General features: G+C 68.9%; 19 protein-coding genes. 9 read left to right on the top strand and 10 right to left on the bottom strand.

Annotated elements, in window-relative coordinates:
• The first annotated feature begins 106 nt into the window (after positions 1-106).
• The 5 genes from ACWGSK_RS12595 to ACWGSK_RS12575 all read left to right on the top strand — a co-directional run bounded on the left by ACWGSK_RS12595 (position 107) and on the right by ACWGSK_RS12575 (position 5510).
• A complete protein-coding gene (locus ACWGSK_RS12595) occupies positions 107-1390 on the top strand; it encodes an extracellular solute-binding protein (RefSeq protein WP_358506259.1) in 1284 nt (427 codons plus the stop codon).
• A gap of 65 nt (positions 1391-1455) precedes the next feature.
• Positions 1456-2436, top strand: coding sequence for a carbohydrate ABC transporter permease (locus ACWGSK_RS12590; protein ID WP_358506256.1), 981 nt, complete (start codon positions 1456-1458; stop codon positions 2434-2436).
• Positions 2433-3314, top strand: coding sequence for a carbohydrate ABC transporter permease (locus ACWGSK_RS12585; RefSeq protein ID WP_067604953.1), 882 nt, complete (start codon positions 2433-2435; stop codon positions 3312-3314). Before ACWGSK_RS12590 ends, ACWGSK_RS12585 begins: the two co-directional genes overlap by 4 nt.
• 83 nt (positions 3315-3397) lie before the next feature.
• Positions 3398-4867 carry a glycoside hydrolase family 3 protein gene (locus tag ACWGSK_RS12580; protein WP_358506253.1) on the top strand — a complete coding sequence of 490 codons (1470 nt, stop codon included), beginning with the start codon at positions 3398-3400 and terminating at the stop codon, positions 4865-4867.
• Between the two features lie 178 nt (positions 4868-5045).
• A complete protein-coding gene (locus ACWGSK_RS12575; protein WP_358506250.1) occupies positions 5046-5510 on the top strand; it encodes an RrF2 family transcriptional regulator in 465 nt (154 codons plus the stop codon).
• Between the two features lie 78 nt (positions 5511-5588).
• Here ACWGSK_RS12575 and ACWGSK_RS12570 read toward each other — a convergent pair whose 3' ends face one another.
• The 9 genes from ACWGSK_RS12570 to ACWGSK_RS12530 all read right to left on the bottom strand — a co-directional run bounded on the left by ACWGSK_RS12570 (position 5589) and on the right by ACWGSK_RS12530 (position 16259).
• Positions 5589-5945 carry a helix-turn-helix domain-containing protein gene (locus tag ACWGSK_RS12570; RefSeq protein ID WP_067604946.1) on the bottom strand — a complete coding sequence of 119 codons (357 nt, stop codon included), beginning with the start codon at positions 5943-5945 and terminating at the stop codon, positions 5589-5591.
• Between the two features lie 157 nt (positions 5946-6102).
• Positions 6103-6651 (bottom strand): CinA family protein, encoded by a 549-nt coding sequence (locus tag ACWGSK_RS12565; RefSeq protein WP_358506246.1) that lies wholly within the window; start codon positions 6649-6651, stop codon positions 6103-6105.
• Complete coding sequence (gene pgsA / locus ACWGSK_RS12560; protein ID WP_358506243.1) at positions 6648-7253, bottom strand: CDP-diacylglycerol--glycerol-3-phosphate 3-phosphatidyltransferase; 606 nt, start codon at positions 7251-7253, stop codon at positions 6648-6650. The genes ACWGSK_RS12565 and pgsA overlap by 4 nt, the downstream gene beginning before the upstream one ends.
• Positions 7250-8683 (bottom strand): 30S ribosomal protein S12 methylthiotransferase RimO, encoded by a 1434-nt coding sequence (gene rimO, locus ACWGSK_RS12555; protein ID WP_452455863.1) that lies wholly within the window; start codon positions 8681-8683, stop codon positions 7250-7252. Before rimO ends, pgsA begins: the two co-directional genes overlap by 4 nt.
• Positions 8684-8880: 197 nt before the next feature.
• Complete coding sequence (locus ACWGSK_RS12550; RefSeq protein WP_452455862.1) at positions 8881-10011, bottom strand: helix-turn-helix domain-containing protein; 1131 nt, start codon at positions 10009-10011, stop codon at positions 8881-8883.
• 145 nt (positions 10012-10156) lie between these two features.
• Positions 10157-12649 carry a DNA translocase FtsK gene (locus ACWGSK_RS12545; RefSeq protein ID WP_358508993.1) on the bottom strand — a complete coding sequence of 831 codons (2493 nt, stop codon included), beginning with the start codon at positions 12647-12649 and terminating at the stop codon, positions 10157-10159.
• 208 nt (positions 12650-12857) lie between these two features.
• Positions 12858-14543, bottom strand: coding sequence for a ribonuclease J (locus ACWGSK_RS12540; RefSeq protein ID WP_358508991.1), 1686 nt, complete (start codon positions 14541-14543; stop codon positions 12858-12860).
• Positions 14540-15511, bottom strand: a complete 972-nt coding sequence (gene dapA, locus ACWGSK_RS12535; protein WP_358508989.1) for a 4-hydroxy-tetrahydrodipicolinate synthase — start codon at positions 15509-15511, stop codon at positions 14540-14542. Before dapA ends, ACWGSK_RS12540 begins: the two co-directional genes overlap by 4 nt.
• Before the next feature lie 367 nt (positions 15512-15878).
• Positions 15879-16259, bottom strand: coding sequence for a phage holin family protein (locus ACWGSK_RS12530; RefSeq protein ID WP_304069661.1), 381 nt, complete (start codon positions 16257-16259; stop codon positions 15879-15881).
• Between the two features lie 84 nt (positions 16260-16343).
• Here ACWGSK_RS12530 and ACWGSK_RS12525 point away from each other — a divergent pair, with 84 nt between their 5' ends.
• The 4 genes from ACWGSK_RS12525 to ACWGSK_RS12510 all read left to right on the top strand — a co-directional run bounded on the left by ACWGSK_RS12525 (position 16344) and on the right by ACWGSK_RS12510 (position 19136).
• Positions 16344-16898 carry a GNAT family N-acetyltransferase gene (locus ACWGSK_RS12525; protein WP_358508987.1) on the top strand — a complete coding sequence of 185 codons (555 nt, stop codon included), beginning with the start codon at positions 16344-16346 and terminating at the stop codon, positions 16896-16898.
• Between the two features lie 91 nt (positions 16899-16989).
• A complete protein-coding gene (locus ACWGSK_RS12520; RefSeq protein WP_358508985.1) occupies positions 16990-17862 on the top strand; it encodes a 1,4-dihydroxy-2-naphthoate polyprenyltransferase in 873 nt (290 codons plus the stop codon).
• 21 nt (positions 17863-17883) lie between these two features.
• The gene (locus tag ACWGSK_RS12515; protein ID WP_358508983.1) at positions 17884-18378 is read left to right on the top strand and encodes an NUDIX hydrolase; all 495 of its coding nucleotides are present in this window, start codon (positions 17884-17886) and stop codon (positions 18376-18378) included.
• Positions 18379-18452: 74 nt separating this feature from the next.
• Entirely contained in the window at positions 18453-19136 is a 684-nt protein-coding gene (locus tag ACWGSK_RS12510) for a class I SAM-dependent DNA methyltransferase (RefSeq protein ID WP_358508981.1), read from the top strand.
• 52 nt (positions 19137-19188) lie between these two features.
• Here the strand turns inward: ACWGSK_RS12510 and dapB are convergent, their stop codons facing one another.
• Complete coding sequence (gene dapB, locus ACWGSK_RS12505) at positions 19189-19932, bottom strand: 4-hydroxy-tetrahydrodipicolinate reductase (RefSeq protein ID WP_358508980.1); 744 nt, start codon at positions 19930-19932, stop codon at positions 19189-19191.
• Positions 19933-19943: the final 11 nt, after the last annotated feature.

The following is a 19943-nucleotide window of genomic DNA, read 5'->3' as shown; positions in this document are numbered from 1 at the left end:
CACCCCCCGATCAGACGTCGAGGCACACGGATCCGTTCATGATCCCAGGTTGCTTCGAGCACAGGCGCCGCGCCCCGGCGCGACGTGCGAAGGGAGATAGGTTCACATGAGGTTCCCCAAGATCGCACTGGCCTCGACCGTGGTCATGTTGGCCGCCGCTTGCGGTGGCGGATCCGATGACGGCGGCTCGTCCGGTGACGCCCCCGACACCCTCACCGTCTGGCGTATGGGCGACGCCAACGAGGACCAGAACGCCTTCATGGACTCGGTCACCGAGCAGTACCAGGAGCTCTACCCCGACACCGACGTGGACGTCCAGTGGATCCCGTGGGGCGAGTTCAGCCAGCGTTTCCAGACCGCTCTGGTCTCCGGCGGCCCCGACGTCGTAGAGATCGGCAACGACCAGGTCGCCACCTGGGCCGAGGCCGAGGCCCTCTACGACGTGTCCGAGTACGTCGAGGGCTGGGACGACAGCGCCGACCTCCTCGAAGGGGCCTACGCCAACGGTACCTTCGGCGACGCACAGTACAGCATCCCCTGGTACAGCGGCGTTCGCGCCCTTTGGTACAACACCGACCAGCTGGAGGAGTTGGGCCACGAGCCGCCCACCACCTGGGACGAACTGGTCGAGGTCGCCGAGGACATCGAGGACGAGTACGACGTCCCCGGCTTCGCCGCGCCCACCGACTTCCTGAACGGCATCGCCAGCTTCGTCTGGGCCAACGACGGTGAGTTCGCCGTCGAGGAGGGCGGCGAGTGGGTCGGACAACTCGACTCCGCCGAGACCGCCGAGGCCCTGGAGTTCTACGCCGGGCTGACCGTCGACGGCATCTCCCCGAGCGCCTGCGTGGGCCTCAACGAGGTCGACTGCGCCCACGCCGACTTCGTCAACCGCGAGGTCGGCATGTTCATCGACGGTCCCTGGGCCCAGGCCCAGCTGGAGGACCTCAACGACGAGCACGCCGGCCACTGGGCCACCACGCCCATCCCGGGGGTGGACGGTATGGCGCCCGCCTTCGGCGGCGGCTCCGACCTGGCCGTGTGGGGCACCTCCGAGTACCCCGACGCCGCCTTCGACTACATCACCACGTTGAACAGCAAGGACAACGCGCTGCCCTACAACGAGGTGTCGTCGATGTTCCCCACCTACACCGACGTGCTGGAGAGCGACACCTTCCAGGAGGACCCGATCCTGGCCGGCGCCGCCACCCAGGCCACCGGCGACCTGCGTCTGTTCCCCGACACCGCCAACTGGGGCCACGTCCAGTGGGAACTGACCACGATCCAGACCGCCGTCCAGCGCATGGCCGAGGGCGAGTCCGCCGACGACGTCCTGCCCGAGCTCAACGAAGAGCTCACCGAGGCCCTCAACCGTGAGGTCTCCGAGTAGGTCGCCCCAAGCACAGGGGCGGTCGCGCACCAGGCGGCCGCCCCTCGACCCGCCAGGAACGGTCCATGACTCAAACGTTGGAACGCGCCACGGAACCCGAGGCGCCCTCGCCAGGACGGCCACGGGCCGCCTCCCGTCGCACCCGCATCAGACTCGTCCCCTACCTCCTGATCCTGCCCGCGCTGACCGTGCTCGCGGTGGTCCTGCTCTGGCCGATCGGCCAGATGCTGTGGATCTCGCTGCACGACTACGGACTACAGCAGCTGCGGGGCCAAGAGGCGCAGTGGAACGATTTCGGCCACTACCTCTACGTGCTCACCGACGAGCGCTTCTGGTCGGTGTTCCGGAACACGATCATCGTCTGCCTGACCATGGTGGTCCTGACGATGATCCTCGGAACGCTCGTCGGCCTCCTCATGCACAAGCTGCCCAAGTGGGCGTCGACCACCCTGGGACTCGGCCTGATGCTGGCGTGGGCCACGCCCGTCATCAGTGCCGCCATCGTCTACCGCTGGCTGTTCGACACCAGGTACGGACTGATCAACACCCTCCTGACCGCGCTGCCGGACTGGTTGGTGGGCTCGGGGTGGAACGAGTTCAACTGGTTCAACTCACCGAGCACCCTCTTCCCCATCCTCATCGTCACCGTGGTGTGGCAGTCGTTCCCGTTCGTGGCGATCAGCGTCCTGGCCGGGCTCAAGAGCATCCCGCACGAGCTCTACGAGGCCGCCCGCATCGACGGCGCCGGCGCGTGGAAGAGCTTCTGGAGCGTCACCTTCCCGATGCTGCGCCCGCTCTTCGCGCTGCTGCTGGTGCTGCAGGTCATCTGGGACTTCCGGATCTTCACCCAGCTGTTCATCCTCGGCAACGGCGTCAGCAACCGGGACATCTCGCTGATCCCGACCTACATCTTCCAACTGGGCTTCGCCTCGACCCCGCCCAACTACGGCATGGGGTCGGCGATCGCCGTGATCATGACCGTCCTGGTGCTCGTGATCAGCGCGTACTACCTGCGCACCATGATCCGCCAGGAGGAGGCCCGATGAACAACGTCCACCGACTGCGCAGGTCCGTCGGAAGACTCGGCCTGTACCTGGCCGCCCTCGCGGTCTTCGTCTTCGCGGTCTTTCCCGTCTACTGGGTCCTGGCCACCGCTCTGCGGCCCACCGGCGAGATCTTCACCCGGCAGCCCACCCTGTTCCCACGTGAGATCACCCTGGAGCACTTCGAGCGGGTCCTGTCCGGCGTCCTCATCCCCGGCACCTCGTTCTGGTCCTTCCTCGGCAACAGCCTGGTGGTGACCGTCGGATCGGTGGCCTTCGCGGCGATGCTGGCCCTGCTCGCCGCCATCGCCGTGGCCCGGTTCCGGTTCAAGCTGCGCTCGGCCTTCATCATCATGCTGCTGGTGATCCAGATGGTCCCGGTCGAAGCGCTGATCATCTCCCTGTTCATCAACTTCTTCCACCTGGGCAACGCCCTGGACCTCGAACTGGTCGGCAACCTGTCCGGCGTGTTCGTGATCTACGTGGCGGTCGCGCTGCCGATCACCATCCTGATGATCCGCAACTTCGTGTCCGCGGTGCCCCGGGAGTTGGAGGAGGCGGCGGCCATCGACGGCGCCGGCGGGTGGACGATCTTCTGGCGGATCCTCATGCCGCTGGTGGCGCCCGGCCTGGCCGCGGCGAGCATCTTCGCGTTCATCACCGCGTGGAACGAGTTCCTCGTCGCCTTCACGTTCCTGCAGAACAACACCGGTGCCTACACCCTGCCGATCTCCCTGCAGTACTACTTCGGCGCCGTGTCCATCGAGTGGGGGTCGATCATGGCCGCCTCGACGCTGCTGACCGTTCCCGTGATGATCTTCTTCCTCTTCGTCCAACGCCGCATGGTATCGGGCCTGACCATGGGAGCGGTCAAGGGCTGACCTCGTAAGACACACCGACACCCCCTTCACCCGCCACACGTATGCCCGCGATCGGGCACCCATGTTCACGAACGGAGTCCGCCATGCCGCACGACCCGACCCTGGAGCGTCTGGCCAACGCCACCCTGCTGGTGCCCTTCGAGTCCTACCAGGCCCCCCGCTGGATCCTGGACGGTCTGGCGGACGGGATCTCGGGCGTCTGTCTGTTCCACAACAACCTGCGCAGCCCCGAGCAGGTGACCGCGCTCAACGCGAGCCTGCGTGAGGTCACCGACCTTCCGCCGCTGATCTCCCTGGACGAGGAGGGCGGCGACGTCACCCGCATCGGCCAGGCGCACGGCAGCGACTACCCCGGCAACGCCGCGCTGGGCGCGGTCGACGACCCCGACCTGACCCGCGAGACCTTCCGGGCCCTGGGGCTGGAACTGGCCGGCCTGGGCTTCAACCTGGACCTGGCGCCATCGGTGGACGTCAACGTCGCCGACGACAACCCGGTGATCGGAACGCGCTCCTTCGGTTCGGACGCCGAACTGGTGGCCCGACACGCGGCCGCCTCGGTGCGGGGCCTGCAGGAGGCCGGAGTGGCCGCCTGCGCCAAGCACTTCCCCGGCCACGGGGCGACCTCGCAGGACTCCCACCACACGCTGCCCCTGGTGGAGGCCGACGCCGACCTGCTGCGCCGCCGTGAGCTGATGCCCTTCCGGGCCGCCGTCGACGCGGGTGTGCGATCGATCCTGACCGCCCACATCGAACTACCCGCGCTGGGTACCGAGGGGCCCGCCACCCTCAACCACGCGCTGCTCAACGACCTGCTGCGCGAGGAGATGGGCTTCACCGGGGTCGTGGTGAGCGACGCCATGGACATGCGCGGGGTGAGCGAGCGCATCGGCATCCCCGAGGCGAGCGTGCTGGCCGTCGCGGCCGGTTGCGACCTGTTGTGCCTGGGCCGCTTCGTGTACGCCGACCAGGTCGCCGAGGTCCGGGCCGCCCTGGTGCGGGCGGTCCGCGAGGGTCGGCTCCGCGGGGAACGGCTGGAGGAGGCCGCCGAACGCAACGCGGACCTGCGCGCGTGGGTGGGTCGTTCGGCCGTCGAACGCGCCCGCCACGACGCCTCTTCGGCCATCGGGCTGACCGGCGCCCGTCGGGCCGTACGGGTGGACGGTGAGCTGCCGTCGTTGGCGGACCCGTACGTGGTCGAGGTGGACGCACCGGCCGGCATGGCGGTGGGCGACGTCCCCTGGGGCCTGGGTCCGTGGTTCCGCGACACGGTGCGGGTCTCCCCCGAGGTCGACGATCCCTCGACGGTCCTGTCCGCGGTGGGCGATCGCGACCTGGTCGTGGTCGTGCGGGACGCGCACCGCTACCCGAGCGCCCAGGCGTTCGTCAGAGGCCTTTTGGCGACCCACCCGAAGGCGGTGGTGGTGGAGATGGGCCTGCCCATCTGGCGGCCCGACTGCGGCGCCTATGTGAGCACGTACGGGGCCGCCCACGTCAACGGGCTGAGCGCGGCCGAACTTCTCGGCGCGGCCGGGGCCCTGGAGGTGACCGGCTGACCGGTTTCGGTCGCGTGGGCCGCCCCGATGTCTCTCGCCGTACCCGTCTCCGAATCGTCACCCATGTCCCCCGTACCCGGTAGGAGAAGTATCCTTGAGCCGTAGCATCCCGGCCTTCGGCGACACCCGTCGGGGACCGGTGCCCCATTCGCCCTTCTAACCACGGCATAATCACAGCATGCGCCTTTCAGCCCGGGTCGACTACGCGCTTCGCGCGGCCGCAGAGCTCGCTGTCGCCGGCGACGGTCCGGTGACGGCCGAGCAGCTCGCACGCGCGCAGGCCATCCCCGGAAAATTCCTAGAGAACATCCTCACCCAGCTACGCCGAGCAGGTCTGGTTCGTAGTCAACGGGGTCCCGTTGGCGGCTACTGGCTCGCCCGGCCCGCGGGGGAGATATCCCTCGCCGACATCATCCGAGCGGTCGACGGACCGCTCGCCAACGTGCGCGGTGAACGCCCCGAACACGTCGACTACGACGGGGCGGCCCGCAGTCTGCAACAGGTGTGGATCGCCCTGCGCGCCAGTGAACGCGCCATCCTGGAGGGGGTCAACCTCCAGCACCTGGTCACCAACGACCTCCCCGACCAGGTGCGGGTCCTGGCCGAGGACCCCGATTCCTGGGTCAACCACAGCCACCGCTGAACCCCCGAAGACACGAGAAACCGGTCCTCCCCTCAGGGGAAGGACCGGTTTCCCACGTCTATGTGTGGGAGGGCCTGGTCAGACGCCGGCCATGTCGGCCACCTGGGGCACCCGGTCGGGTACGGGCGCGATGCCGAGGTCCCGGGCGGGAACGGGGTCGCCGGAGACCGCGTCCTCCAACAGGGCGGCTTCCTGGAGTTCGGCCAACGCGAGCTGGTCGGAGACCTCCCTGAGCACCTGCGACAGCGGCACCCCGAGGGCCCCGCAGATCGATGACAGCAACTCGGAAGAGGCTTCCTTCTGCCCGCGCTCGACCTCGGAAAGATAACCGAGGGAAACACGTGCGTCGGCCGACACCTCACGGAGGGTGCGGCCCTGGCGCTGCCTTAGCCGCCTGAGCACGTCACCAAGTAGGTGACGAAGCAGGACCATCATTCGCGCTCCCTCCCACCGGTAGCGACCTTCATATACAACACCGTACCCGCCTCACGCCCGATTCGGGCACCTCTCATTGTCCTGTTCGCTGGAGGGTGAACCCCATCCGGGGGTGTTTTTGTTCCCACGCTATGGGAGAGGGCACCGGGCGAAAGGGTCAATACCGGGTGCTGCTGCCCGCATCGTTCCCGCGAACGGCGGTCATCAGGAGCCTCAGCGCGCCCTCGACCGTGTGGTAGCGGATACCCGCACGATCGCCGGTGAAACGGAACCGTTCGACCCATGTGCGCGAGTCGGGTCCCGCCACCGCGGCGAAGACGGTGCCGACGGGTCGCCCGTCCTGGGGATCCGGTCCGGCGACGCCGGTGACGGCGACCGCGAAGTCCGATCCGAACGCACGGCGGGCGCCCCGGGCCATGTGGAAGGCCACGTCGGGGTGGACGGCGCCGTGCTCGGCCAGTAGGTCGGCGGGCACCCCCGCCAAGGAGGCCTTGGTGTCGGTGGCATAGGTCACCAACCCGCCCCGGTAGGTGGCGGAGGTGCCGGGGACGGCGGTCAGGTGAGCGCCGATCAGACCGCCCGTGAGGGACTCGGCGGTGGCGCAGGTGGCCCCGGCCTCGAACAGGGCGCGGTGGACGTCGGTGGCGGCCTCCAGGGCCGCCGTACCGATGGATCCGCCCACGGGCCGGGGCGCCTCTTCGCTCACGTCCTGTTGCCACCCTTGGCGCGCACCAGACGCACCGCGTCCAGGACGTAGGTCAGCCCGGTCCACAGGGTGATCGTCAGGGCGGCCGCCATGACGATGTGGGCGATCCAGGTGAACACGTCGGTGAACGGCAGCAGGTGCAACGGGAACAGGTAGATGCTGATCGCGACGATCTGCAGGACGGTCTTGAGCTTGCCGCCGCTGCTCGCGGGCATCACCCCGTAGCGCAGCACGGCCAGGCGCAGGAAGGTGATGCCCCACTCGCGCACCAGGATGGCGATGGTCACCCACCACCACAGGTCGCCCTGGATGGACAGCACTATGAGCGCCGCCCCGGTGAGCGCCTTGTCGGCGATCGGGTCGGCGATCTTGCCGAAGTCGGTGACCAGGTTGCGGCGACGGGCCAGTTCACCGTCGACACGGTCGGTGATGGCGGCCACGACGAATACGCCGAACGCCGCCAGACGCCACCACGTGCCGTCCAGGAACATGAACCAGACGAAGACCGGCACCATGACCAGGCGGCTCATCGTGAGGATGTTCGCGATGTTCCACAGGGGAACCTGGGGGGCGGGCGACGCCGCGGGGTCGTGGGTGCTCATCTTTCTCCGGCTTCCCCATCCTGTTCGGCGACGAGGTCGGCCCCGGCCGCCTGGATGACGGTGGCGCGCACCAGGTCACCGACGGAAAGGCCCTCGCCGTACAGGATGGTACTGCCGTCCACCTCGGGTGCCTGGTGGTCGGACCGGCCCTCGTAGACACCGTCTTCGAGAACGGCCTCCACCAGGACGGTCACCTCACCGCCGATGCGTTCCTCGGCCCGCTGGGCCATGAGTTCCTCGGCCAACCGGTTGAGTCTGTCCACACGCTCGGCGACGACGTCCTCCGCCACCTTGTCGGCGTGGTTCAGGGCCTCGGTACCGTCCTCGTCGGAGTAGCCGAAGACACCGATGGCGTCCAGACGGGCCTCGCCGAGGAAGGCCACGAGCTCCTCGAACTCCTCCTCCGTCTCGCCGGGGAAACCGACGATGAAGTTGGAGCGCGCGCCGGCCTCCGGTGCGCCCTTGCGGGCGGTGGCGAGCAGCTCCAGGAAGCGCTCACGGTCACCGAAGCGCCGCATGCGGCGCAGCAGGGGGCCGCTGGCGTGCTGGAAGGACAGGTCGAAGTAGGGCACCACGCCGGGGGTGGTGGTGAGCACCTCCACCAGGCCGGGGCGGACCTCGGCGGGCTGCAGGTAGCTGACCCGCACCCGCTCCAGCCCCTCGACGGCGGCCAGGCGCGGCAGCAGCTTCTCCAAGGCGCGCACGTCGCCCAGGTCCTTGCCGTAGGAGGTGGAGTTCTCGCTGACCAGGAAGACCTCACGCACGCCCTCACTCGCCAGCCACTCGGCCTCGCGGACGATCTCGTCGGCCTGACGGGAGATGTAGGCGCCGCGGAAGGCCGGGATGGCGCAGAAGGTGCAGCGCCTGTCGCAGCCCGAGGCGATCTTGAGGTTGGCCACGGGTCCGCCGGTGAGACGACGGCGCGGAACGGCGCTGCGGTAGGGCAGTTCGGTGCCCTCGGCGCCCTCCGCGTCGGCGAAGGTGGCGTGGCCGGGCACGTGGACCTGGGAGGCGTCGCGGTCGGCCGGGCTGATCGGCAGCAGGGTGCGACGGTCTCGCGGGTCGTGCGGGACCAGAGAACGTCCGGCCACGACGTCGTCGAGACGGTCCGTGATGTTCGCGTAGTCGTCGAAGCCGATCACCTGGGCTTCGGGCAGGGAGTCGGCCAACTCGGAGCCGTACCGTTCGGCCATGCATCCGGCCGCGACGACCTTGCCACCGTTCTCGGCGGCCTCCAGCAGGGTCTCGATGGAGTCCTGCTTGGCGGCGTCGATGAAACCACAGGTGTTGACGACGGTCACGTCGGCCTTGGTGTCGTCGTCGACGAGGTCCCAGCCGCCGGCCGCCAGGCGTCCGGCGAGCTCTTCGGAGTCGACCTCGTTACGCGCACACCCCAGGGTGACGAGTGAGACAGTACGGCGCGATGACATGGCTTCCAAGCGTGTGGGAGAGCTGTGAGTGGTGCGGGAACGCGGCACGGCGAAGGCCGGAAGTACGGTCGGATCGCTCGCGCGGCGCGACGTCGCTCGGAGTCGCCCGCAGCCCCCCACCCTACAGTGGTCGGCTCACCCGCCCGTACCCCGGCCTTCACGTATTCCCGCTCCGGTGGGGTGGACCCTCTCCTACTTCAGTCGACGAATCCGCCGGCCCCGACGGTGAAGTCCCCGACTCCCCCGGATTCCGCCCCGCTCCCCAGGTCCTCGCCGTCGACGGAGACGCCGACCAGCGAGGGCTTCCCGAGACGGAAGCCCAAGGGATCCTCGGTGACGTAGTCGAGGCTCTCGCCCTCGACGATGAAGCCGGTGAACACGTCCCCGCCCGCGTGGTCGGTGACCTCGACCCAGCTCCGTCCGACGCCCGTGAGTCGAACGGTGAACTCGGTGGGCTCGGCGGCCTTCTCGGGCCCCCGTGCCAGTGCCTTCCCCACGTTCTCCTCCTCGGGCACGACCACGGAACCCGCGTTCTTCTCGGCGCCCGAGTCGTCGTCGGTCACGTTCTCGAAGGCGGTCCGGGACGGATCTCCCTCCTCCCAGCCGTTCCAGGTCCGCACACCGACGATGAGGGCGACGACGAGGATGAGGCCGACCACCGCCCAGGGCCAGTGTCGACGTACGCCCCCGATCGGGCGTGTCCGGGCGGCGGTGCTCCGGGTCCGCGGTTCCTCGACCGTCGTCCCGGTGGCGGCGTCTTCGGTGGCGGCCACTTCGGTGTCGGCCTCCTCCGCTTGCCCCTCCTCGGAACCACGAGGTGGCGGCACCTCGGCGGCACGCCTGTGGGATCGACCCGCCGGGTGGGGCGGGCGCGCCAGCTTCTTGTTGCGTTCGAAGTAGCCCCAGCGCTCGGCCCGCTGCGTGGGGTCGAGGGCCTCGTCACCGACCCGACGGGTGACGTCCTGGGGCTCCTCGCCCTCCTCTTGCTCGTTCTCCGCGTGGCCCTGCTCTCCTCGGGCCGCCGCGGCCCGCGCCCTCTTCTTCGTCTTCGTGACCGGCTGCCACTGTGGGGGAACGAAGAGGGGCTTCTCGTCCGAGGCGTGTTCGCGGTCGTACTCCTCCAACAGAGGCCCCGCGTCGACTCCGAGGAACTTGCAGATCCTGCGGATGTGACCGCGTGCGTAGAAGTCCCCTCCACAGGGGACGAAGTCCTCGTTCTCGATGGCCCTGAGGACCTGCATGCGGATGCGTGTACGTGTGCTCAGGTGCTCCAAGGAGCAACCCGCCGCGATCCGTGCGGCGGACAGGGTCTGGCCGATCGTCGCCATGTGCACTCCCCCCGCGACTGTCCGTGCCTACGTCGACCCACTCTGCTACTTCAGGGCACTCATCGCAGGTCACCACGCCCCATGCCGTCTCCAAGATCGCACCAAATCGGGCGACCCGGACGGCGTGAGCGTGTCGGGGGAGGGTTCAGCCGCCGCGAATGTCGGTCAGCACGGCGGCCAGATCGTCGGCCTGCACGAGGACGTCACGAGCCTTGGAACCCTCGCTGGGGCCGACCACGTCGCGGCTCTCCATGAGGTCCATGAGCCGGCCCGCCTTGGCGAAGCCGACCCGGAGCTTGCGCTGCAGCATCGACGTGGACCCGAACTGGGTGGTCACCACCAGCTCGACGGCCTGCAACAGCACGTCCATGTCGTCGCCGATGTCCTCGTCGATCTCCTTCTTCTTGACGGCCTCGGTGGCGACGTCCTCGCGGTAGCTCGGCTCGGCCTGCTTCTTGCAGTGGTCGACGATCCCGCGGATCTCCTTCTCGGCGACCCACGCGTTCTGCAATCGGATGGGTTTGCCCGCGCCCATCGGCAGGAACAGGGCGTCGCCCTTGCCGACGAGCTTCTCCGCGCCGGGCTGGTCGAGGATGACCCGACTGTCGGCGAGGCTGGAGGTGGCGAACGCCAACCGGGAGGGGACGTTGGCCTTGATCAGACCGGTGACGACGTCGACGCTGGGCCGCTGGGTGGCCAGGACCAGGTGGATGCCGGCGGCCCGGGCCAGCTGGGTGATACGCACGACCGAGTCCTCGACGTCGCGCGGGGCGACCATCATCAGGTCGGCGAGCTCGTCGACGATGACCAGCAGGTAGGGGTAGGCCTCGTACCGGCGTTCGCTGCCGAGCGGGGCCGTGAGCTCGCCGGTGCGCACGGCTGCGTTGAAGTCGTCGATGTGCCGGTAACCGGACGCGGCCAGGTCGTCGTAGCGGCGGTCCATCTCCCCCACCACCCATTGGAGTGCCTCGGCGGCCTTCTTCGGGCTGGTGATGATGGGGGTGATCAGGTGCGGGATGCCCTCGTACATGGTGAGCTCGACCCGCTTGGGGTCGACCAGGATCATGCGTACCTCGTCGGGCGTGGCGCGCATCATCAGCGAGGTGATGAGCCCGTTGATGCAGGTGGACTTACCGGCGCCGGTGGCGCCCGCGACCAGCACGTGCGGCATCTTGGCCAGGTTGGCCACGACGTTGGAGCCCTCCACGTCCTTGCCCAGCCCGACCAGCATCGGGTGGTCGTCGGAGGTGGCCGCCGCGGAGCGGAGCACGTCGCCCAGACTCACTATGTCCTTGTCGGTGTTGGGGATCTCCACACCGATCGCGGACTTACCGGGGATGGGCGACTGGATACGCACGTCGGCGCTCTTGACCGCCAGGGAGATGTTCTTGGACAGGGCGGTGACCTTCTCGACCTTCACCGCGGGACCGAGCTCGATCTCGTAACGGGTGACCGTCGGCCCACGGGTGAACCCGGTGACCTCGGCGTCGATCTTGAACTGCTCCATGACCCCGGACAGGGCCGCCACGACGTCGTCGTTGGCCTTGGTCCGCTCCTTGGGCGCGGATCCGGGCTTGAGCAGGGTGGTGATCGGCAGTTCGTAGTCGCCCTCGACCACGCGGGAGGGGATGGAGAGCTGCTCGGTGGTGACGGGCGCCGGCGTGGGGTCGGGGGCCGTGGTCTTGGCCTTGGCCTTGGCCTTCTTCTTGGGGGGCGCCTTCTCCGCCTGGGCGGCCGCCTCCTCCTCGTCGGTGAGGGCCGGGGCGATCGTCCCGGCGGCCTCGGAGACCACGGGTGTGTCGTAGGGACGTTCGTGGTCGCCGGCGACCGTCTCGTTGTCGGCGGGCGCGGCCTTGCGCTTGCGCGACCTGGCGGGCTTCTTCTCCGCCTCGGCGCCCAGGATCCCGATGCCCGCGTCCGGCCCGGGGTCGCGTTCCATCAAGGCGTTGAACAGGGTCTGGAGTCGGTCGGGGATACGCCGTATGGGGGTCGCGGTGACCACGAGGACACCGAAGATCAGGACCAGGGCCAACAACAGGCCGGTGAGCCAGGGGGTGACCACCGAGCTGAGCGGGCCCGAGGCCACGAACCCGATGATGCCGCCGGCGTTCTGGACGCCCTCCATGCCGTCGGCGGGCTGCGGGATGCCGTGGGCGATGTGGATGAGCCCGAGCAGACCGAGCATGATCGAGGTGACCCCGATGAAGAGCCGGCCCGCGTCGCCCTCCTTGGCGGTGCTGGGCGTGCGCATCAGTTTGATGGCCAGGGGCAGGAACAGCAGGGGCAGGATCGGTGAGAAGGCGCCGACGCCGCCGACGACCACCATTCGGGTGGCTTCCAGCAGGGGGCCGTCGCTCTGCCACCACACGGCGGCGGCCACCAGGATGCCCAGGGCCAGCAGGACCAGTCCGACGCCGTCCCGGCGCAGGTCGGGGTCCAGATCACGGGCGCTACGGCCGACCGCGCGGGCCGCGCCGCCCACGGTGTGGGCGATGAGTTTCCACAGGACCAGCAGGAACTGACCGAAGAGGGCCACCACGTAGGCGATGGGCCCGTCCGGCATGCGTTTCTTGGCCGCGGGCTTGCGCGCGGCGGGCTTCTTGCGCCCGGCACCACCAGAGGAGGCACGCGTGGCCATCGGGGGTCACCTCCACGGGGACGGGGTCGAACTCGGGGGCCCGGACACAGAGTCCCGGCACGGCGGGAAGCCTACTAAGCCGTCCAGCCCGAGGCACGAACACCCGCCCCGGCGTGTCGTCCCTTCGAAGGAGAGCGCGCCGCCTCAGAGAGAACGGCCCGGGACGCTGGTCGCGCTCCGGGCCGTTCGGTGGATCGTCTGCTGCCGGTCAGACCTCGACCAGGACCGGGATGATCATGGGACGACGGCGGTACGTCTCGTTCACCCAGCGGCCGGTGCTGCGGCGGATGAGCTGCCGCAGCTGGTGTGGGTCGTTGACCCCGTCGGCGGCCGCCTTGTCCAGGGCGTCCTGGATCTTGTCGATGACGTCGTCATAGGCCTCCGCGCCCATGCCCGCGCCCCGGGTGTGGATCTCGGGGTCGCCGAGGATCTTGCCCGAGCCCGAGTCCACCGCGACGACGACGGAGATGAAGCCCTCCTCGCCGAGGATGCGGCGGTCCTTGAGCGCGGCGTCGGTGACGTCGCCGACCGAGGAGCCGTCCACGTACACGTAGCCGGCCTGTACGGCGCCCACGATCTTGGCGCGGTTCTTGTACACGTCGACCACCACGCCGTCCTCGGCGATGACGATACGGTCGCTCGGCACACCCGTGAGCTTGGCCAGGTCGGCGTGGGCGCGCATGTGCCGCCACTCGCCGTGCACCGGCATGAAGTTGCGCGGGCGCACCATGTTGAGCACGTACAGCAGCTCGCCGGCGGAGGCGTGGCCGGACACGTGCACGAGGGCGTTGCCCTTGTGCACGACCTTGGCGCCCCAGCGGGTCAGGCCGTTGATGACCCGGTTGACCGAGTTCTCGTTGCCCGGGATGAGCGACGAGGCGAGCAGGATGGTGTCGCCCTCCTCGATGCGGATCTGGTGGTCCCGGCTGGCCATGCGGCTCAGCGCCGCCATGGGCTCGCCCTGGGAGCCGGTGCAGATCAGCACGACCTCGTCCGCGGGCATCTTGTCGAGCTGCTTGACGTCGACGATGGTGTCGCCGGGGATGCTCAGGTAGCCCAGGTCGCGCGCGATGTTCATGTTGCGGACCATGGAGCGGCCCACGAACGCGATCTTGCGGCCGTGCTGGGTCGCCGAGTCGATGACCTGCTGGACGCGGTGCACGTGCGAGGCGAAACAGGCCACGACGATGCGCTTCTTGGCCTGCCGGAACACCTTGTCGATGGCCTCGGTCAGGTTGCGCTCGTTGACGACGAACCCGGGCTGTTCGGCGTTGGTGGAGTCCGACAGCAGGATGTCGACGCCCTCGTCGCCGAACCGGGCGAACCCGGCCAGGTCGGTGAGGCGGCTGTCCAGCGGCAGCTGGTCCATCTTGAAGTCACCGGTGTGCAGCACCGACCCGCCGGGGGTGCGGATGCCGACGGCCAGCGCGTCCGGGATGGAGTGGTTGACCGCGAAGAACTCCAGGTCGAAGGGGCCGAAGTCGTGCCGCTCCCCTTCCTCTACCAGGACCGTCTCCGGCTTGATGCGGTGCTCCCCCAGCTTGGCGCTGATCAGCGCCAGGGTGAGCTTGGAGCCGACGATCGGGATGTCCGCGCGCTCGCGCAGCAGGAACGGCACACCACCGATGTGGTCCTCGTGCCCGTGGGTGAGCACGATGGCCTCGATGTCGTCCAGGCGATCCCGGATGTAGTCGAAGTCCGGCAGGATCAGGTCGACGCCGGGCTGCTCCTCCTCGGGGAAGAGCACGCCGCAGTCGACGATGAGGAGTCGACCCGCGTACTCGAAGACGGTCATGTTGCGACCGATCTCTCCGAGACCGCCCAACGGGACGATTCTCAGAACGCCTTCGCCCTGGGGCGGGGGCGGGCCGAGCTCGGGATGCGGGTGACTCATACGGAACCCTCCGTGAGACGTTCGACGCGGACGGCGCTGGCCGGAACCGCCTGGTGCGGGGCGAGCCCGATCGGGCCCTTGACCCCGGCCGCGGCCAGGTCCTCGCGAAGGAGGGCCTGGAGCTCGGCGGAGGCGTCGGCGAGCGGGGTGCGCACCGGCCCGGAGGGAAGACCGAAGAGGTTGAGGACGGCCTTGGTGGTGATGACGCCCTGAGTGCGGAACATGCCGGTGTAGACCGGGGTGAGGCGGCGGTGGATGGCCAGTGCCTGACCGACCTCGCCCTTCTCGAACGCGTCGATCATGTCCTTGAGGTCGGCGCCCACGATGTGGCCGACGACACTGACGAAACCGGCGGCTCCCACCGACAGCAGCGGCAGGTTCAGGATGTCGGTTCCGCAGTAGTAGGCCAGGTCGGTGCGCTCCATGACCCAGGAGCTGGCGCCGACGTTGTCCTTGGCGTCCTTGTTGGCGACGATGCGCGGGTGCTCGGCCAGCCGGACCAGGGTCTCGGAGGCGATCGGCGTCCCGGTGCGGTGCGGGATGTCGTAGAGCATCACCGGCAGTTCGGTGGTGTCGGCGATCTCGGTGAAGTGCCGGATCAGCCCTTCCTGCGGAGGCTTGTTGTAGTAGGGCGTGACGGCCAGGAGGCCGTGCGCGCCCGCCTTCTCGGCGGCCTTGGCCAGTCTGACGCTGTGGCGGGTGTCGTTGGTGCCCACCCCCGCGACGATCTGGGCGCGGTCACCGACCGCCTCGACGACGCTGCGGAGCAGGCGGTCCTTCTCCTCGTCGCTGGTCGTGGGCGACTCACCGGTGGTGCCGCTGATGATCAGGCCGTCGTTGTGCTGCTCGTCCACCAGGTAGGTGGCGAGTCTGGCGGCGCCGTCGTAGTCGAGCTCGCCGTCTTCGAGCATCGGGGTGACCATGGCGGTCAGCATCTTGCCGAACGGCCGGTACTTGTTCTCCATCATCGTGTGTGAAAGGCCCTCGGGTCCGTGGCCGTGAGGCGGTCGGACCCTCGTGTGCCCCTCCTCCTCTCCATGTGTTGCGCGATCAGCTGATGCGTCCCGTGTCGGGTGCTTTCCTCCGTGCACGGGTGAGGCGGCGCTGTGCGTCCGCCACCGCGATCGGCCGTGAGGGGCCGGACGCGGGAAAGTCTGTGTCGCTCCTATGAGTGTCGGGAGCGTGATCCGGTTCGGTCCCCGTCCTCGTCTGTCGAGGTGAGGGACCGTCGCCGGTGTGTGAGGCCCGGAAGTGTGAACCTACCCGGCCCGGGCCCTCGCCACTCGGGCGGGACCCGGAGACCACCGTATTCGAAAGGTGGCGAACGTACCGGGGTCAGTCGTCCTTGCCGTCGGGGAGGAACATGCTGAGCAGCCAGCTCACGATGGTGACGACGATGGCGCCCCAGAAGGCGGGCCAGAAGCCGTCGATGTGGAAGGGCAGCTCGAAGAGTCCGGCGATCCACCCGGTGAGCATGAACAGCAGCGCGTTCACGACCAACCCGATCAGACCCAGGGTCAGGGCGTAGAACAGGCAGCCGACCGTTTTGACGATCGGTTTGATGACGGCGTTGATCACGCCGAAGATCGCACCGACGATCAGGTAGACGACGATCTGACCGACGGTGTCGTCGGTCTGGATCTCGATGCCGTCGATCAGGAATACAGCCGCCCAAAGGGCGAGCGCGTTCACGATAACTCTGATAATGAGGCTCACACCATAGATGTTCCCATGCTCGGGCAAGCTCCGGAAACTCCGGCATCCACTTGTTTCGGGTATGGCCCCCAGAGGAGGCCCTTCGTGTCCAGTGCGCAGTTCGTCCGTCCCGCCCGTGCCGCCGACGTGGACACGGTGGTGGACCTTCAGGTGGCGTCGTGGCGTGCGCTGTACGGGGGGTTGTTGCCCGCCGAGGTGACCGAGGAGATGTCGGGTGACCAGGCCCGGGAGAGTTTTCGGGAGCAGTGGACGACGGCGTTGGAGTCGCCCCCCACCTCCAAGCACCGGTTGGTGGTGGCCACCGACGAGGTGGACGGGGAACGCACGGTTGTGGGATTCGCCGCGTTCGGCCCGGCCGGCGATCCCGACCTGTGGCCGGCCAAGGACGCCGAACTGTTCGCCCTGCACGTGGACCCCGAGCGGACCCGTCAAGGGCACGGCAGCCGACTGCTGAACGCGTGCGTGGACCACCTGGTGGAGGGCGGGTTCGGCACGGTGCAGGTGTGGACCCCGGAGGAGGACAACGCGCTGAGGTCGTTCGTGGAGGCTTCGGGGTGGCGCGCCGACGGTGCCCGCCGGGAGATCGACATGGGCCGACTGGTGTCCATGGTGCGGCTGCACGCGGCCATCTCCGAGTAGCGTTCGGGCCCGCTTCGAGCAGGGACTACCGTGGGGTGGTCGTTGCGGCGCGCCAAGAAGCGCCACTGTGTGGAAACTGGAGGACCGGCGCGTGGCCACGGTCAGTGAATGGGTCTCGGGGCTGCGCCCCCGCACGCTACCGAACTCGATCGTGCCGGTGGCGGTGGGCACCGCGCTGGCCTTCGCCCTGGACGGGTTCGTCTGGTGGAAGGCGCTCCTGGCGTTGGTGGTGTCGATGGCCCTGCAGGTGGGGGTGAACTTCGCCAACGACTACAGCGACGGGGTGAAGGGCACCGACACCGAGGAGCGGACCGGGCCCACCCGGTTGACCGCCTCCGGCCTGGCCACGCCTCGACGGGTCCTGTCGGCGGCGCTGGGGAGCTTCGCGTTCGCCGGTCTGGTGGGGCTGGTGCTGGTGGCGACCACCTCGTGGTGGCTGCTGTTGATCGGTGTGGCCGCGATCGCCGCCGCCTGGTACTACACCGGTGGTCGCACCCCCTATGGATACAGGGGTCTGGGCGAGGTCTCGGTGTTCGTGTTCTTCGGCGTGGTGGCCGTGGTGGGCACCGTGTTCGTGCAGTTGGAGGCGGCCCCCTGGCAGGCGTGGGTGGCGTCGGTACCGGTCGGGTTGCTGTCCTGCTCGGTGCTGGTGATCAACAACCTGCGCGACATCCCCACCGACCGGGAGACCGGGAAGATCACCCTGGCGGTGCGTCTGGGCGAGACCGGCACCCGCCGTATGTACGCGGGGATGATCGTCGGCTCGTTCGTGTTCGCGTTGGCCCTGCTGCCGCTGTCCTGGTGGGTGCTGTTGGTGCTGCCGGCGGCGCCCCTGGCCGTGCCACCGCTGCGCCGGGTGCTGGGCGGCCAGGTCGGCCGCGACCTGGTCCTGGGGCTGGGCGAGACCGGGAAACTGCAGATGGTCTTCGGGGCGTTGTTCTCCGTCGCCCTGCTCCTGGGATAGTGCGGGCCTATAGTCGTTCGGGTGAGGGAACTGAGCGAAGAGGACTTCTTCGCGTCCCTGCCGGCCACTCGTGGCTCGGCGGGGGCGCTCATCCGTTCGGCCGAGGGCGACGTGCTGCTGGTACGGCGGGTGTACGCGCCCGATCGGCCATGGGGCATCCCCGGCGGGATGATGGAGGCGGGCGAGTCTCCGCTGACCGCCTGTCTTCGTGAGCTCGCCGAGGAACTCGGGGTGCCCGCGTCGCCCCGGGCCCTGTTGGTGACCGACTGGGCGCCGCCCGCACCACCGCGCACCCCGGCCCTGCACTGGTTGTTCCGGGTGGAGGTCTCCTCGGAGGAGTTCGTCCTGCCCGAGGAGGAGCTGTCCGGATGGGCCTGGGTGCCGCCGGAGAAGCTGGAGGAGTACCTGGTCGGTCGTTCGGCTCGCCGGATGATCGCCGGTGTCCACGTGGACGACCACTCCGGTGGACCGGTCTACCTGGAGGACGGACACCCCGTTCTGCCAGGGCGGATCTGAACGTTCACCACATTGGACACATGTCCGGTTAGGATTCGCCTCCCAACCCGCATTACCAGGGAGAGACCACCGCCGTGCCGAGTGACCACACAGACCAACGTGACCTCGCCCCGGACCCCGTAGCGTGGGCCGAACGACGCGCCGAGCAGGCCGAGGCCTTCGACGCCATCGGGGAACGCTACGAGGAGGCGTTCCCGAACAAGGAGGGTCAGGAGGACTGCGTCCGTCGACTCTTGGACTCCCTCCCCCAGGGGGCGCACGTCCTGGACCTGGGTTCGGGCACCGGGTTGCCGACCGCCCTCCAGCTGGTCAACGCCGGTGCCCGGGTGACCGGTTTCGAGATCTCCGAACGCATGCTGGAGTTGGCCCGCGAGAACGTTCCGGGGGCCGAGTTCCGCCAGGCCGACATCATGGACCTGGACCCGGTCGAAACCTCCTACGACGCCATCGTGGCGTTCTTCTCGCTGCTGTGCCTGCCCAAGGACCGCATCGCCCAGGCCCTGGGCCGCGTGCGCGCCTCCCTGGGTCCGGGCGGTCTGCTGTGCCTGTCCATGGTGGAGACCGACCTCGACGACGAACCGATCCCGTTCCTGGGTTCGGCGATCCGCGTGTCGGGATATCCCCGCGACGAGCTGCGCGAGGTGGTCACCAACGCCGGTCTGGTCATCGAGGACGAGCGCGTGGTCACCTTCGAACCGAAGGACCCCGACGCCCGACCCGAGGTCCAGCTCTTCTACACCTGCCGCCGCGGCGCCTGAACACACGTGAAGGGGGCCGCCCACCGGGCGGCCCCCTTCGGAACGGCTGTGGCTACTCCAGGCCCAGGAGGGGCTCCAGGCCCAGCGTCAGGGGGTCGGGCAGGTCCGCTGCTCGACGTACGCCGAGCAGGACACCCGGCATGAACGAGGTGCGGTTCATCGAGTCGTGGCGGATCTTCAGGGTCTCGCCGTCGGTGCCGAAGACCACTTCCTGGTGGGCGATCAGGCCCTGGATGCGCAGCGCGTGGACGCGGACGCCCTCCACGTCGGCGCCGCGGGCGCCCGGGATCTCGGAGGTGGTGGCGTCCGGCATCGGCGCGGTGCCGGCCTCGCGGCGGGCCTCGGCGACCAGCTCGGCGGTCCGGTAGGCCGTACCGCTGGGCGCGTCGGCCTTGTTCGGGTGGTGCAGCTCGATGATCTCGGTGGAGTCGAAGTAGGGCGCGGCCTTCTTCGCGAAGTGCATCATCAGCACCGCGGCGATGCCGAAGTTCGGGGCGATGAGCACCTTCGCACCCGGTTTCGCGGCCTGCGCCTCGCGGACGCTCGCCAGCTTCGTCTCGTCGAAGCCGCTGGTGCCGACGACGGCGTGGATGCCGTTGTCGATCAACCACCGAAGGTTGTCCATCACCACGTCGGGGTGGGTGAAATCGACGACGTAGTCGGCCCCCAGCACCGCGTCACGATCGTCGCCGGCGTCCACGCCCGCGACGAGTTCCATGTCGTCGGCGGCCTGAACCGCTTTGACGACCTCTGACCCCATGCGCCCATCGGCGCCGAAAACTCCTACCTTGAACACGGGACGAGCGT

Source organism: Nocardiopsis sp. NPDC055551 (genome assembly GCF_053619415.1).
The sequence above is the reverse complement of the archived record's forward strand: the minus strand, read 5'-3'. Positions and strand labels throughout refer to the sequence as shown.